Here is a 13687-nt window from a genome sequence, read left to right as displayed (position 1 = left end):
ATAGAGTTTTTTCTTGCTAGTTTTGGGATTTTCTTGTAAAATAGAAAAAGTGAAGAGAGGTATGAAATGAGTAAGAAAGATAAAAAAATCGAAATTCAAGTAGCAGATGCTAAGGTTAATGTAGGAAAAGACAGTTTTGAAGGTTATACCTTGACCATTGGTAAAAAAGTTATCGGAGAAATTGCCGAATTAGACGGACAATTTGCCATCATAAAGAATGGGAATGTCGATAGTTTTTATAAAAAATTGGAAAAAGCTGTGGAAATTTTGATTGAAAATTATAATTTAGCAAAATAAGTCTTGTTTTTTTGAAATTTTCATGATATAATAGTCCATGTTGATTGTAGGAGAGATAGCGAAGAGGCTAAACGCGGCGGACTGTAAATCCGCTCCTTCGGGTTCGGGGGTTCGAATCCCTCTCTCTCCATTTCATCAATGGGGTATAGCCAAGCGGTAAGGCAAGGGACTTTGACTCCCTCATGCGTTGGTTCGAATCCAGCTACCCCAGTTCTTAGGTAATAATCAAGATAAAAAGCAAAATATCTTAGGGTATTTTATTTTTATAATTGAAAGACGTGAACGATATGAACATGTCCTTGCGGGTGCTTAGGAAAAAAATTATAAGTATGTCAAGTTTAAGAAAAACTTGATTGTTGGAGGATTTTTTAGATGAACGAATTTGAAGATTTGCTAAATAGCGTTAGCCAAGTTGAGACTGGTGATGTTGTTAGTGCTGAAGTATTGACAGTTGATGCGACTCAAGCTAACGTTGCAATCTCTGGAACTGGTGTTGAAGGTGTCTTGACTCTTCGCGAATTGACAAACGATCGCGATGCAGATATCAATGACTTTGTTAAAGTAGGAGAAGTATTGGATGTTCTTGTACTTCGTCAAGTAGTTGGTAAAGATACTGATACAGTTACATACCTTGTATCTAAAAAACGCCTTGAAGCTCGCAAAGCATGGGACAAACTTGTTGGTCGCGAAGAAGAAGTTGTTACTGTTAAAGGAACTCGTGCCGTTAAAGGTGGACTTTCAGTAGAATTTGAAGGTGTTCGTGGATTTATCCCAGCTTCAATGTTGGATACTCGTTTCGTACGTAACACTGAGCGTTTTGTAGGTCAAGAATTTGATGCTAAAATCAAAGAAGTTGACGCTAAAGAAAACCGCTTCATCCTTTCACGTCGTGAAGTTGTTGAAGCAGCTACAGCAGCAGCTCGCGCTGAAGTATTCGGTAAATTGGCTGTTGGTGATGTAGTAACTGGTAAAGTTGCACGTATTACAAGCTTCGGTGCTTTCATCGACCTTGGTGGTGTTGACGGATTGGTTCACTTGACTGAATTGTCACATGAACGTAACGTATCACCAAAATCAGTTGTAACTGTTGGTGAAGAAATTGAAGTGAAAATCCTTGATCTTAACGAAGAAGAAGGACGCGTATCACTTTCACTTAAAGCAACAACACCTGGACCATGGGATGGCGTTGAGCAAAAATTGGCTAAAGGTGATGTAGTTGAAGGAACAGTTAAACGTTTGACTGACTTCGGTGCATTTGTTGAAGTATTGCCAGGTATCGATGGACTTGTTCACGTATCACAAATTTCACACAAACGTATTGAAAATCCAAAAGAAGCTCTTAAAGTTGGTCAAGAAGTTAAAGTTAAAGTTCTTGAAGTTAACGCAGATGCAGAGCGCGTATCACTTTCTATTAAAGCTCTTGAAGAGCGTCCAGCTCAAGAAGAAGGACAAAAAGAAGAAAAACGTGTTGCTCGTCCACGTCGTCCAAAACGTCAAGAAAAACGTGATTTCGAACTTCCAGAAACACAAACAGGATTCTCAATGGCTGACTTGTTCGGTGATATCGAACTTTAATCAAATTGAAAATTCACAAAATCCTTTGTTTACTAAACAAGGGATTTTTCTTTTGTCTGTAAGCCTTTTTTGATATAATAGTTCTATGTTAGAATCAGAAAAACAATCACGTTATCAAATCTTAAATGAAGAGCTCTCTTTTTTATTGGAAGGTGAAACCAATGTTTTGGCTAATCTTTCCAATGCCAGTGCTCTTCTAAAATCACGCTTTCCTAATACCGTATTTGCAGGCTTTTATCTGTTCGATGGAAAGGAATTGGTTTTAGGTCCTTTCCAGGGAGGTGTTTCCTGCATCCATATTGCACTGGGCAAGGGTGTTTGTGGGGAGGCGGCTCATTTTCAGGAAACTGTTCTGGTTGGTGATGTAAGGACTTATCCCAACTATATTTCTTGTGATAGTCGAGCTAAAAGTGAAATTGTTGTGCCAATGATGAAGAATGGTCAATTGCTCGGGGTTCTGGATCTTGATTCTTCAGAGATTGATGATTATGATGCTATGGATCGAGATTATTTGGAACAATTTGTCGCTATTTTGCTTGAAAAGACAGAATGGGACTTTACAATGTTTGGGGAGAAAGCCTAATGTATCAAGCACTTTATCGAAAATATAGAAGTCAAAACTTCTCCCAGTTGGTTGGACAGGAAGTTGTGGCTAAGACTCTTAAACAAGCAGTAGAGCAAGAGAAAATAAGTCACGCTTATCTTTTTTCTGGTCCACGTGGAACAGGAAAAACCAGTGTAGCTAAGATTTTTGCTAAGGCTATGAACTGTCCCAATCAAGTGGGTGGGGAACCTTGTAATAACTGCTATATTTGTCAGGCAGTGACGGACGGTAGTTTAGAAGATGTCATTGAAATGGATGCGGCCTCTAATAATGGGGTGGATGAAATCCGTGAAATTCGCGATAAATCTACCTATGCGCCTAGCCTTGCTCGTTATAAGGTTTATATCATAGATGAGGTTCACATGCTGTCTACAGGGGCTTTTAATGCCCTCCTAAAGACGCTGGAAGAGCCAACACAGAATGTGGTCTTTATTTTGGCTACTACTGAATTGCACAAGATTCCTGCCACTATTCTATCCCGTGTGCAACGTTTTGAATTTAAATCGATTAAGACACAGGATATTAAGGAACATATCCACTATATCTTAGAAAAAGAAAATATCAGTTCTGAACCAGAGGCTGTGGAAATCATTGCCAGACGGGCTGAAGGAGGAATGCGAGATGCCTTGTCTATTTTGGATCAAGCCCTGAGTTTGACGCAGGGAAATGAATTGACGACTGCCATCTCTGAAGAAATTACTGGCACCATTAGCCTATCAGCATTGGATGATTATGTGGCTGCCTTGTCTCAACAGGATGTTCCCAAGGCTTTGTCTTGCTTGAATCTTCTTTTTGACAATGGTAAGAGCATGACTCGTTTTGTGACCGACCTTTTGCACTATTTAAGAGATTTGTTAATTGTTCAAACAGGGGGAGAAAACACTCATCATAGTCCAGTCTTTGTTGAGAATTTAGCTCTTCCTCAAGAAAATCTGTTTGAAATGATTCGCTTGGCGACAGTCAGTTTAGCAGATATTAAGTCTAGTTTGCAGCCTAAGATTTATGCTGAGATGATGACCATCCGTTTAGCGGAAATCAATCCTGAATCTTCGCTTTCAGGAGCTGTTGAAAGTGAAATTTCTGCACTGAGACAGGAAGTCGCCCGTCTCAAACAAGAACTCGCAATTGTGGGCACTGTACCAAAACCAACTAGTCTAGCGCCTAGTCGTCCAGCAGCAGGCAAGACCGTCTATCGTGTGGATCGCAATAAAGTTCAATCGATCTTACAAGAGGCCGTCGAAAATCCTGATTTAGCACGTCAAAATCTGATTCGCTTGCAGAATGCCTGGGGAGAGGTGATTGAAAGTCTTGGAGGTCCTGATAAGGCTCTGCTAGTTGGTTCTCAACCGGTTGCGGCTAATGAACACCATGCTATTCTTGCTTTTGAGTCTAACTTTAATGCTGGTCAAACCATGAAACGGGACAATCTCAACACTATGTTTGGCAACATCCTCAGTCAGGCAGCAGGTTTTTCACCCGAGATTTTAGCTATTTCCATGGAGGAATGGAAAGAAGTTCGCGCAGCCTTTTCAGCCAAAGCAAAATCTTCCCAAACTGAAAAAGAAGCAAAAGAAAGCCTGATTCCAGAAGGATTTGAATTTTTGGCTGATAAAGTGAAGGTAGAGGAAGACTAAAGAAAGATTTCATGATACAATAAGTTTATGAATAGACAACAATTTATTATCATCGCGCTGTTTACAGCTGCTGAGACCTATTTTTTCAATGAAGCTTGGATGACTGGTCGTTATATTATGGCAGCCTTTTGGGCCATTTTGCTTTTTAGAAATTTCCGAGTTAGTTACTTGATGGGCAAGATTGTAGACGTCATTGACCAGCATTTAAAAGGAAAAGACTAGTCCTCAGCTTCTAGACAAAATCAAAGCCTTTTAGGCTTTTTTTTGTTATACTATAAAAGTATATTTATTGACCTTTTACCGTATTTTCTAGAGACAACTAGTATGTTTCTAGTAAGCACTGTAAAGGCCTTGAAAAAGAAAGGAACTATCATGTCAGTATTAGAGATCAAAGATCTTCACGTAGAGATTGAAGGAAAAGAAATTTTAAAAGGGGTTAACCTGACCCTGAAAACAGGAGAAATCGCCGCTATCATGGGACCAAATGGTACTGGTAAATCGACTCTTTCTGCCGCTATCATGGGAAATCCAAACTATGAAGTTACCAAAGGTGAAGTCTTGTTTGATGGCGTAAACATCCTTGAGTTGGAAGTTGACGAGCGTGCGCGTATGGGACTTTTCCTTGCTATGCAATACCCATCAGAAATTCCTGGTATTACGAACGCTGAGTTTCTTCGTGCAGCCATGAATGCTGGTAAAGAAGACGATGAGAAGATTTCAGTTCGTGAGTTTATCACTAAACTTGACGAGAAGATGGAATTGCTCAACATGAAAGAAGAAATGGCTGAGCGTTACCTCAACGAAGGTTTCTCTGGTGGTGAGAAAAAACGTAATGAGATTCTTCAACTTTTGATGTTGGAACCAACTTTTGCCCTTCTTGATGAGATTGACTCTGGTCTTGATATTGACGCTCTTAAAGTTGTGTCTAAAGGTGTTAATGCCATGCGTGGTGAAGGTTTTGGTGCTATGATTATCACTCACTACCAACGTCTTTTGAACTACATCACACCAGACGTGGTACATGTGATGATGGAGGGGCGTGTTGTCCTTTCTGGTGGTCCAGAATTGGCTGCGCGTTTGGAACGTGAAGGATACGCAAAACTAGCTGAAGAACTTGGCTACGACTACAAGGAAGAATTGTAATTCCCTCGTATCTTTTAGGAGAAGTAAATGACTAAAGAAACTATTAAACTTTTTTCAGAAATGCACGCTGAACCAAGCTGGTTGGCTGACCTCCGTCAAAAAGCTTTTGACAAGATTGAGACTTTGAAATTACCAGTTATTGAGCGTGTCAAATTCCACCGTTGGAATCTGGGTGATGGAACGATTACAGAAAGTGAGCCATCAGCAAATGTTCCAGATTTCACAGCACTAGATAACCACTTGAAATTGGTGCAAGTAGGAACTCAAACTGTTTTTGAGCAAACTCCAGTTGAGTTGGCTGAACAGGGTGTCGTCTTTACAGATTTTCACTCAGCTTTAGAAGAAATTCCAGAGCTGATCGAAGAATTCTTCATGTCATCTGTTAAGTATGACGATGACAAGTTGGCAGCCTACCATACAGCTTATTTCAATAGTGGTGCTGTTCTCTATATTCCTGATAACGTTGAGATTAAAGAACCAATCGAAGGAATTTTCTATCAAGACAGCGATAGTGATGTGCCGTTTAACAAGCATATTATGATTATCGCTGGTAAAAATTCTAAGATTAGTTATCTGGAGCGTTTAGAGTCACGCGGTGAAGGAAGTGCCAAAGCAACTGCTAATATCACAGTAGAAGTAATTGCACGTTCTGGTGCTCAAGTGAAATTTGCTGCGATTGACCGTCTAGGTGAAAACGTCACTGCCTACATTAGCCGTCGTGGTAAATTAGGCAACGATGCAAGCATTGACTGGGCAATCGGTGTCATGAACGAAGGGAACGTCGTTGCGGACTTTGATAGCGACTTGATTGGAAATGGTAGTCATGCAGATCTCAAGGTTGTAGCTCTTTCAAGTGGTCGTCAGGTACAAGGGATTGATACTCGAGTGACTAACTATGGTTGCAACTCAATCGGGAATATCCTTCAACATGGGGTTATTCTTGAAAAAGCAACCTTGACCTTCAATGGTATTGGCCACATTATCAAGGGTGCCAAGGGAGCAGATGCGCAACAAGAAAGTCGTGTTCTCATGCTTTCAGACCAAGCGCGTTCAGATGCCAATCCAATTCTTTTGATTGATGAAAATGATGTTACTGCAGGTCACGCAGCTTCTATCGGTCAGGTAGATCCAGAAGATATGTATTACCTCATGAGCCGTGGTTTGGATAAGGCAACTGCAGAACGCTTGGTTGTTCGTGGTTTCCTTGGATCTGTTATCGTTGAGATTCCAGTCAAGGAAGTTCGTGATGAAATGATTGCAACTATCGAAGAAAAATTGTCAAAACGCTAAGGGGTAGCCTATGTTAGATGTAGAAGTGATTCGCAAGGATTTTCCAATTTTAGACCAGATTGTTAATGATGAACCATTGGTTTATTTGGACAACGCTGCTACGACACAAAAACCACTAGCAGTTCTGGAGACGATTAACCGCTACTATGAGAACGACAATGCCAATGTTCATCGTGGCGTTCATACCTTGGCAGAAAGAGCGACAGCTTCTTATGAAGCCGCTCGTGAAACCATTGGTGAGTTTATCAATGCAGGGTCTACAAAGGAAGTTCTCTTTACTAGAGGAACGACAACCAGTCTGAACTGGGTGGCGCGCTTTGCAGAGGAAGTCTTGACTGAGGGAGACCAGGTTTTGATTTCTGTCATGGAACATCATTCCAACATCATTCCTTGGCAGGAGGCCTGTCGCAAGACTGGAGCAGAGCTTGTCTATGTTTATCTCAAGGACGGAGCTCTGGATATGGATGATTTGCGAGTTAAATTGACTGATAAGGTTAAGTTTGTCTCCCTTGCTCACGCCTCCAATGTTCTTGGTGTGGTCAATCCAATCAAAGAAATCACCCAATTAGCCCATCAAGTTGGAGCTATCATGGTGGTGGATGGTGCTCAGTCTACTCCTCATATGAAGATTGATGTTCAGGATTTGGATGTGGACTTCTTTGCATTTTCAGGTCACAAGATGGCTGGTCCGACTGGTATCGGTGTCCTTTATGGTAAAGAAAAGTATCTGGAACAAATGTCACCAGTAGAATTTGGTGGCGAAATGATTGATTTCGTTTATGAACAATCTGCTAGTTGGAAGGAATTGCCTTGGAAATTTGAGGCTGGAACTCCTAATATGGCAGGTGCAATTGGACTTGCTGCGGCAGTGGATTATCTGGAAAAGATTGGTATGGATGCCATTGAAGCTCATGAACAGGAACTGATTGAATATGTCTATCCAAAACTGCAGGCGATTGAAGGACTGACCATTTATGGTTCACAGAATTTGGCTCAACGTTCAGGTGTCATTGCCTTTAACCTAGGTGATCTTCATCCGCACGACCTTGCGACTGCTTTGGATTATGAAGGAGTAGCTGTTCGAGCAGGTCACCATTGCGCTCAACCCTTGATCCAGTATTTGGAAGTTCCAGCAACAGCTCGTGCAAGTTTTTATATCTATAATACCAAGGCAGATTGTGACAAGCTAGTCGATGCCTTACAAAAGACAAAGGAGTTTTTCAATGGCACTTTCTAAACTAGATAGCCTCTATATGGCAGTGGTAGCGGACCATTCGAAAAATCCACATCATCAAGGGAAGTTGGATGATGCTGAGCAAATCAGTCTCAACAATCCGACCTGTGGAGATGTTATCAATCTCTCTGTCAAGTTTGATGTAGATGACCGTTTGGAGGATATCGCTTTTCTAAATTCAGGTTGTACCATCTCGACTGCCTCTGCGAGCATGATGACAGATGCTGTTTTGGGTAAGACCAAGCAAGAAATCTTAGAACTGGCGACTATTTTTTCTGAAATGGTGCAAGGTCAAAAAGATGACCGACAAGACCAACTAGGTGATGCTGCTTTCTTGTCAGGTGTTGCCAAATTCCCTCAACGAATCAAGTGTGCAACCTTAGCTTGGAACGCCCTCAAGAAAACAATTGAAAATCAAGAAAACAAGTAAGGCAAGTTTCTTTTGTCTTATGAATCAGTAGAAATGAAGAATGAAAGAAAGGATATTATGGCTGAAGAAAGAGTAGAACCAAAACCAATTGACCTTGGTGAATATAAATTTGGTTTCCATGATGATGTAGAGCCTGTCCTATCGACAGGAAAAGGATTGAACGAAGATGTCATTCGTGAACTATCAGCTGCAAAGGGAGAACCTGAGTGGATGCTAGAATTCCGTTTGAAGTCTTATGAAACCTTCAAAAAAATGCCCATGCAAACTTGGGGAGCAGACTTGTCAGAGATTGACTTTGATGACTTGATCTACTATCAAAAACCATCTGATAAGCCAGCCCGTTCTTGGGATGAAGTTCCCGAAAAAATCAAAGAAACCTTTGAACGTATCGGGATTCCTGAAGCTGAACGTGCTTATCTAGCCGGTGCTTCTGCCCAGTACGAGTCAGAAGTGGTTTACCACAACATGAAGGAAGAGTTCCAGAAATTGGGGATTATCTTTACAGATACAGATTCTGCTCTCAAGGAATACCCAGACTTGTTTAAACAATACTTTGCTAAGTTGGTACCGCCAACAGATAACAAATTGGCTGCTCTTAACTCAGCAGTATGGTCTGGTGGAACCTTTATCTACGTACCAAAAGGTGTTAAGGTAGATATTCCACTTCAAACTTACTTCCGTATCAACAACGAAAATACTGGTCAGTTTGAACGTACCTTGATTATCGTTGACGAAGGAGCAAGTGTCCATTATGTAGAAGGATGTACAGCGCCAACTTATTCAAGTAACAGCTTGCATGCTGCCATTGTAGAAATCTTTGCCTTGGATGGAGCTTATATGCGTTATACGACTATCCAAAACTGGTCTGATAACGTCTATAACTTGGTAACAAAACGTGCTAAAGCCTTGAAAGATGCGACAGTTGAGTGGATTGATGGAAACTTGGGGGCCAAAACAACCATGAAATACCCATCTGTTTATCTAGATGGAGAAGGGGCGCGTGGTACTATGCTTTCTATTGCCTTTGCCAATGCTGGACAACACCAAGACACGGGTGCCAAGATGATCCATAATGCTCCACATACAAGCTCGTCTATCGTGTCTAAATCCATTGCTAAAGGCGGAGGGAAGGTTGACTACCGTGGACAAGTAACCTTTAACAAAAACTCTAAGAAATCTGTCTCTCACATCGAATGTGATACCATTATCATGGATGACTTGTCAGCATCAGATACCATTCCATTTAATGAAATTCACAACTCGCAAGTAGCTTTGGAACACGAAGCTAAGGTATCTAAGATTTCAGAAGAGCAACTCTATTACCTTATGAGCCGTGGATTGTCAGAATCTGAGGCAACTGAGATGATTGTTATGGGATTTGTGGAGCCCTTCACAAAAGAACTTCCAATGGAATATGCAGTTGAGCTGAATCGCTTGATTAGCTATGAAATGGAAGGATCAGTTGGGTAAAATTTGTTTTTAGATTTACCCCCAATCAAGGATCTTGAAGATGAACTTGTAACAACAAGAGACTGAGAAAAAGGTTTTAAGAACAGAAAATGCATGATATCAGGAGCCAAAAAACTTGATATTATGCATTTTATTGTGGGAAGATTTATTGTATTCTCTCATGAAATAGAGTTTTTTCCTAAGCGCTTTTGATTTTTGATATAGTTTTGTGAGGACGAAGTAAGACAATATATAAAATAGTCAGTTCAAGCCACGATATAGTTGCTTAGTTTAAAATAAGCATCTTATAATAAAGCTATGGCATACAGTACAGATTTTAAACAAAGAGCATTAGATTACATCAAAGAAGGACACAGCCATGTCGAGGAAGCCAAAGTTTTTGATGTTGGCGTCAGAATTCTCTTCACGTGGGAAAAGAAAGACGTGAACAAGGACACTTAGAGAGGAAAAAGCGAGTCGTCAAAAAGCGAAAGATTCCTTTATAGGAATTGAAAGCCTTTGTAGAGGCTCATCCAGACACTTTTTTACAGGAAATTGCGGCACATTTTGATTGTGCTGTTCCTTCAGTATGGGGAGCTTTAAAGCAAATTTATATGACTTTAAAAAAGATGACTAGATTTAAGGAACAAGATTCTGAGAAAGTCGCTGAGTTTCTTGATATTTTGGATAACCTAAAAGATTTACCAGTCCTATATATTGACGAAACAGGAATCGACCGCTACCTCTATCGTCCTTATGCACGGGCTCCTAGAGGGGAGAAAGTCTATGAAAAGATTAGCGAACGGCGTTTTGAGCGGACTTCGATTGTTGCAGGACAAGTAGATGGAGAGTTTATAGCTCCCATGATTTACAAGGAAAGTATGACGAGCGATTTCTTTGTGGAGTGGTTCAAAACTCAACTTCTAGCTACTTTGAAGACAACTGATGTCATTGTCATGGACAATGCTAGTTTTCATCCCAAGAACATTTTGGATGAAAACTGCATTCAAGATAAACACTTTTTCTTACCTTTACCACCTTATTCACCAGATTTGAATCCTATTGAGCAAACTTGGGCTATCTTGAAAAAGAAAGTGACGGATTTATTAAGGGAAGTTCCAAATATTTTTGAATGTTTGGAACGCTTTTTTAAAACTAAATGACTATAATTATAAAATGCTTATTGATTTTGATTTAAAATGAGTCAAAAAGCCGTTGCACAACGGTTTTTTGTTATAATTAAATGAAAAATGTAGAATAAAAGGAGAAAACCATGACATTTGAAGAAATTCTGCCTGGATTAAAGGCTAAGAAAAAATATGTACGTACTGGTTGGGGAGGGGCTGAAAACTATGTCCAACTTTTTGACACCATTGAACAAAACGGGGTTGCACTTGAAGTGACACCTTATTTCCTAATCAACGTGTCTGGAGAAGGAGAAGGTTTTTCCATGTGGAGTCCGACACCTTGTGATGTTTTAGCGACGGATTGGGTAGAAGTGCATGACTAAATGTGTACTCATTACAGGCGTGAGTTCAGGGATTGGTCTGGCTCAAGCTCGCTTCTTTTTAGAGAAGGGCTATCAAGTTTATGGAGTTGACCAGGGTGAAGATCCACTCTTAGAGGGTGCTTTTAACTTTTTACAGAGAGATTTGACCTTGGACTTGGAACCTGTTTTTGATTGGTGCCCTCGGGTTGATGTTTTGTGCAATACTGCGGGAGTTTTGGATGATTATAAACCACTTTTGGAACAAACAGCGCAGGAAATTCAAGAGATTTTTGAAATTAACTATCTGACTCCTGTTGAGTTGACTCGCTATTATTTGACACAAATGCTGGAAAATAAAAAGGGAATTATCATCAATATGTGCTCTATTGCTTCGAGCCTAGCAGGTGGCGGTGGACACGCCTATACTTCTTCGAAGCACGCCTTGGCTGGATTTACCAAGCAGTTGGCTCTAGATTATGCTGAAGCTGGGATTCAGGTCTTTGGGATTGCTCCAGGAGCAGTTAAGACGGGTATGACTGCTGCAGATTTTGAGCCAGGTGGTTTGTCTGACTGGGTAGCGAGTGAAACCCCAATCAAGCGCTGGATTGAACCAGAGGAAGTGGCAGAAGTTAGTCTCTTTTTGGCCAGTGGAAAGACATCTGCCATGCAGGGACAAATTTTGACAATAGATGGTGGCTGGTCTTTGAAGTAGGAGGATCTGATGGAAATCGAAAGACACTTTGGAGTCTACGCTGTTTGCTTTGAAAATGGGAAGTTACTCTGCATTGAAAAAACGAGAGGCCCTTATCAACATCGGTACGATATACCTGGAGGCAGTCAGCAACTTGGTGAAGGACTGACGGAAACGCTGACTAGAGAAGTTTTGGAAGAGACAGGATTTACTGTTAGAAGCTACTCTAATCCTCGAATCTACGATGTTTTCGTCAGGGAAGAGTTAAAAAATTTTATGGTTCACCATGTCATGGCCTTGTATGATGTTGAAATGAATGAGAGTGCACCTCAAGTTACGATTTCGGAAGCTGTCTCTGATGGTGCGAATGATTCGCTTGGATATATTTGGATGAATATTCAAGAGATCACAGAAGAGAATGCATCGCCATTAGTCTTGAAGATCAAAGCAGAGTTATTAGGATTTCCAGAACTTGACAAGACTTCTTACATGAATTGGAAGGTGAATGATGAGAAACCAACTTGCCCTTAGTGGCGAAAAACTTGATGAAAAAGTTTACCCACAACTATTTCATCATGTTGGCATGATTCGGGGGGAATACTTGTTGAGGGAGCTTAACCAAAACATTCTGTTACCAAGTTGTCAGCAATTTGTAAAAGATTATCTAGAGACTATCTGCTCCCTGTACTCAGATGAAGAAGTTTGGTATCGTTTTTCAGAATTAACGAATACAGAAGCTAATTGTTTAAAGGGGACTAAAGAGTATTTTGATGAAAATCATCCCTTATTTGGATATAGAGGAACTAGGCGTTTACTGGCGTGTCCGGATGAATTTCAGGCTGAAGCACATGTCGTTACAGAAGTTCATCAAAACAATCCCAATCTGTCTCTTATCTTTCCTTTTGTCAATGATGCTGAGCAGTTAAAGCAAGCTATTACAGTATTGCGTGAGTATGGTTTTACTGGGAAAATCGGCACGATGATTGAATTACCGTCAGCGTATTTTGACTTGGATAGGATACTGGAAACGGGCATTTCAAAGATTGTAGTTGGAATGAATGATTTGACTTCTTTTATTTTTGCGACTGTGAGAAACAGTCAATGGCATGATATGGAAAGTCCAATAATGTTAGATATGCTAAGAGATATGCAGGATAAAGCAAGGATGAAAAAGATTGATTTTGCTGTAGCAGGCTATCTGAATACTTCTTTCATACAAAAAATGAATCAGATGGGTATCAAGTGCATAATACACTACAGTTCTATTCCAGAGATTTTTGATTTAGAAATTGACCATCCAGACCACCTCAAACGTGTAAAAGAAGTAAGTAAAAAATTACAAAGGAGCAACCCATGACACCGCAAGAAATGTGGAATGCCTACAAGCAAATCACCCCCTCGATTGGAGATGAGATAGATGCTTGGGCTTTTGGAGTGGAAGCAGATCTCTTGGCAGATTTGGTTTTAAGAGGCGAAAAGACAGCAACTGCCTCGGCCTACGACCTCTATGCACTAGAAGCTGAACCCCTTCCACAAGAAGGAACCTTCGATGTCATTTTAGATAGTCAAAATCAGGCCGTCTGTATTGTCGAAATTACAAAGGTTTCAGTTGAACCCTTTCATCAAGTTTCTGCTGACCATGCCTACAAGGAAGGCGAGGGAGACAAATCTTTAGCCTATTGGCGTCAGGTTCATGAGGACTTTTTCACAGAGTGGATGAGGGAAGCAGGACTGACTTTTACACCTGAAAGCAAGGTTGTTTTAGAAGAATTTCGCAAGGTCTACCCACTGTAGACTGTTAGAAAGAAGAAAGTTTTGGAAATCACCGTCTAATCCTTTTTTCTCAAGAAA

General features: G+C 40.5%; 17 protein-coding genes and 2 tRNA genes. All 19 read left to right on the top strand.

Features of this window, described 5'->3' with window-relative positions; translation table 11 throughout:
* Positions 1–66 precede the first annotated feature (66 nt).
* The 19 genes from QM424_RS02240 (at position 67) to QM424_RS02150 (ending at position 13630) form a co-directional block, all read left to right on the top strand.
* Complete coding sequence (locus QM424_RS02240; RefSeq protein ID WP_000037113.1) at positions 67–297, top strand: DUF2969 domain-containing protein; 231 nt, start codon at positions 67–69, stop codon at positions 295–297.
* A gap of 49 nt (positions 298–346) precedes the next feature.
* A tRNA-Tyr gene (locus QM424_RS02235) sits at positions 347–427 on the top strand.
* Between the two features lie 9 nt (positions 428–436).
* A tRNA-Gln gene (locus QM424_RS02230) sits at positions 437–508 on the top strand.
* A gap of 161 nt (positions 509–669) precedes the next feature.
* Positions 670–1872, top strand: a complete 1203-nt coding sequence (gene rpsA, locus QM424_RS02225; RefSeq protein WP_414392792.1) for a 30S ribosomal protein S1 — start codon at positions 670–672, stop codon at positions 1870–1872.
* A gap of 85 nt (positions 1873–1957) precedes the next feature.
* Positions 1958–2455, top strand: coding sequence for a GAF domain-containing protein (locus QM424_RS02220; RefSeq protein ID WP_414392791.1), 498 nt, complete (start codon positions 1958–1960; stop codon positions 2453–2455).
* Positions 2455–4110 carry a DNA polymerase III subunit gamma/tau gene (gene dnaX, locus QM424_RS02215; RefSeq protein ID WP_414392790.1) on the top strand — a complete coding sequence of 552 codons (1656 nt, stop codon included), beginning with the start codon at positions 2455–2457 and terminating at the stop codon, positions 4108–4110. The genes QM424_RS02220 and dnaX overlap by 1 nt, the downstream gene beginning before the upstream one ends.
* Positions 4111–4137: 27 nt before the next feature.
* Complete coding sequence (locus QM424_RS02210) at positions 4138–4332, top strand: DUF3272 domain-containing protein (protein WP_001081602.1); 195 nt, start codon at positions 4138–4140, stop codon at positions 4330–4332.
* Positions 4333–4482: 150 nt separating this feature from the next.
* Positions 4483–5253, top strand: coding sequence for a Fe-S cluster assembly ATPase SufC (gene sufC / locus QM424_RS02205; RefSeq protein ID WP_000114489.1), 771 nt, complete (start codon positions 4483–4485; stop codon positions 5251–5253).
* A gap of 27 nt (positions 5254–5280) precedes the next feature.
* Complete coding sequence (gene sufD / locus QM424_RS02200; protein ID WP_414392789.1) at positions 5281–6543, top strand: Fe-S cluster assembly protein SufD; 1263 nt, start codon at positions 5281–5283, stop codon at positions 6541–6543.
* A gap of 10 nt (positions 6544–6553) precedes the next feature.
* Positions 6554–7780 carry a cysteine desulfurase gene (locus QM424_RS02195; protein ID WP_414392788.1) on the top strand — a complete coding sequence of 409 codons (1227 nt, stop codon included), beginning with the start codon at positions 6554–6556 and terminating at the stop codon, positions 7778–7780.
* Positions 7767–8207, top strand: a complete 441-nt coding sequence (sufU, locus tag QM424_RS02190) for a Fe-S cluster assembly sulfur transfer protein SufU (protein WP_414392787.1) — start codon at positions 7767–7769, stop codon at positions 8205–8207. Before QM424_RS02195 ends, sufU begins: the two co-directional genes overlap by 14 nt.
* Positions 8208–8264: 57 nt before the next feature.
* Positions 8265–9677, top strand: a complete 1413-nt coding sequence (sufB, locus tag QM424_RS02185) for a Fe-S cluster assembly protein SufB (RefSeq protein WP_000797053.1) — start codon at positions 8265–8267, stop codon at positions 9675–9677.
* Between the two features lie 297 nt (positions 9678–9974).
* On the top strand, positions 9975–10118 hold the full coding sequence (locus QM424_RS02180; protein WP_414392786.1) for an IS630 transposase-related protein: 144 nt from the start codon (positions 9975–9977) through the stop codon (positions 10116–10118).
* Positions 10119–10165: 47 nt separating this feature from the next.
* Positions 10166–10819: an IS630 family transposase gene (locus QM424_RS02175; RefSeq protein WP_414392785.1), complete on the top strand. Its 654-nt coding sequence runs from the start codon at positions 10166–10168 to the stop codon at positions 10817–10819.
* Between the two features lie 110 nt (positions 10820–10929).
* On the top strand, positions 10930–11166 hold the full coding sequence (locus tag QM424_RS02170; protein WP_000141913.1) for a DUF2829 domain-containing protein: 237 nt from the start codon (positions 10930–10932) through the stop codon (positions 11164–11166).
* Complete coding sequence (locus QM424_RS02165) at positions 11159–11857, top strand: 3-oxoacyl-ACP reductase (RefSeq protein WP_414392784.1); 699 nt, start codon at positions 11159–11161, stop codon at positions 11855–11857. The genes QM424_RS02170 and QM424_RS02165 overlap by 8 nt, the downstream gene beginning before the upstream one ends.
* A gap of 9 nt (positions 11858–11866) precedes the next feature.
* Positions 11867–12367, top strand: coding sequence for an NUDIX hydrolase (locus tag QM424_RS02160; protein ID WP_414392783.1), 501 nt, complete (start codon positions 11867–11869; stop codon positions 12365–12367).
* Positions 12345–13193 (top strand): putative PEP-binding protein, encoded by an 849-nt coding sequence (locus QM424_RS02155; RefSeq protein ID WP_414392782.1) that lies wholly within the window; start codon positions 12345–12347, stop codon positions 13191–13193. The genes QM424_RS02160 and QM424_RS02155 overlap by 23 nt, the downstream gene beginning before the upstream one ends.
* Positions 13190–13630: an ASCH domain-containing protein gene (locus QM424_RS02150; protein ID WP_414392781.1), complete on the top strand. Its 441-nt coding sequence runs from the start codon at positions 13190–13192 to the stop codon at positions 13628–13630. Before QM424_RS02155 ends, QM424_RS02150 begins: the two co-directional genes overlap by 4 nt.
* The last annotated feature ends 57 nt before the right edge of the window (positions 13631–13687 follow it).

The sequence above is a fragment of the Streptococcus mitis genome, from assembly GCF_047464945.1.
Taxonomy (GTDB): domain Bacteria; phylum Bacillota; class Bacilli; order Lactobacillales; family Streptococcaceae; genus Streptococcus; species Streptococcus mitis_EA.
The sequence above is the reverse complement of the archived record's forward strand: the minus strand, read 5'-3'. Positions and strand labels throughout refer to the sequence as shown.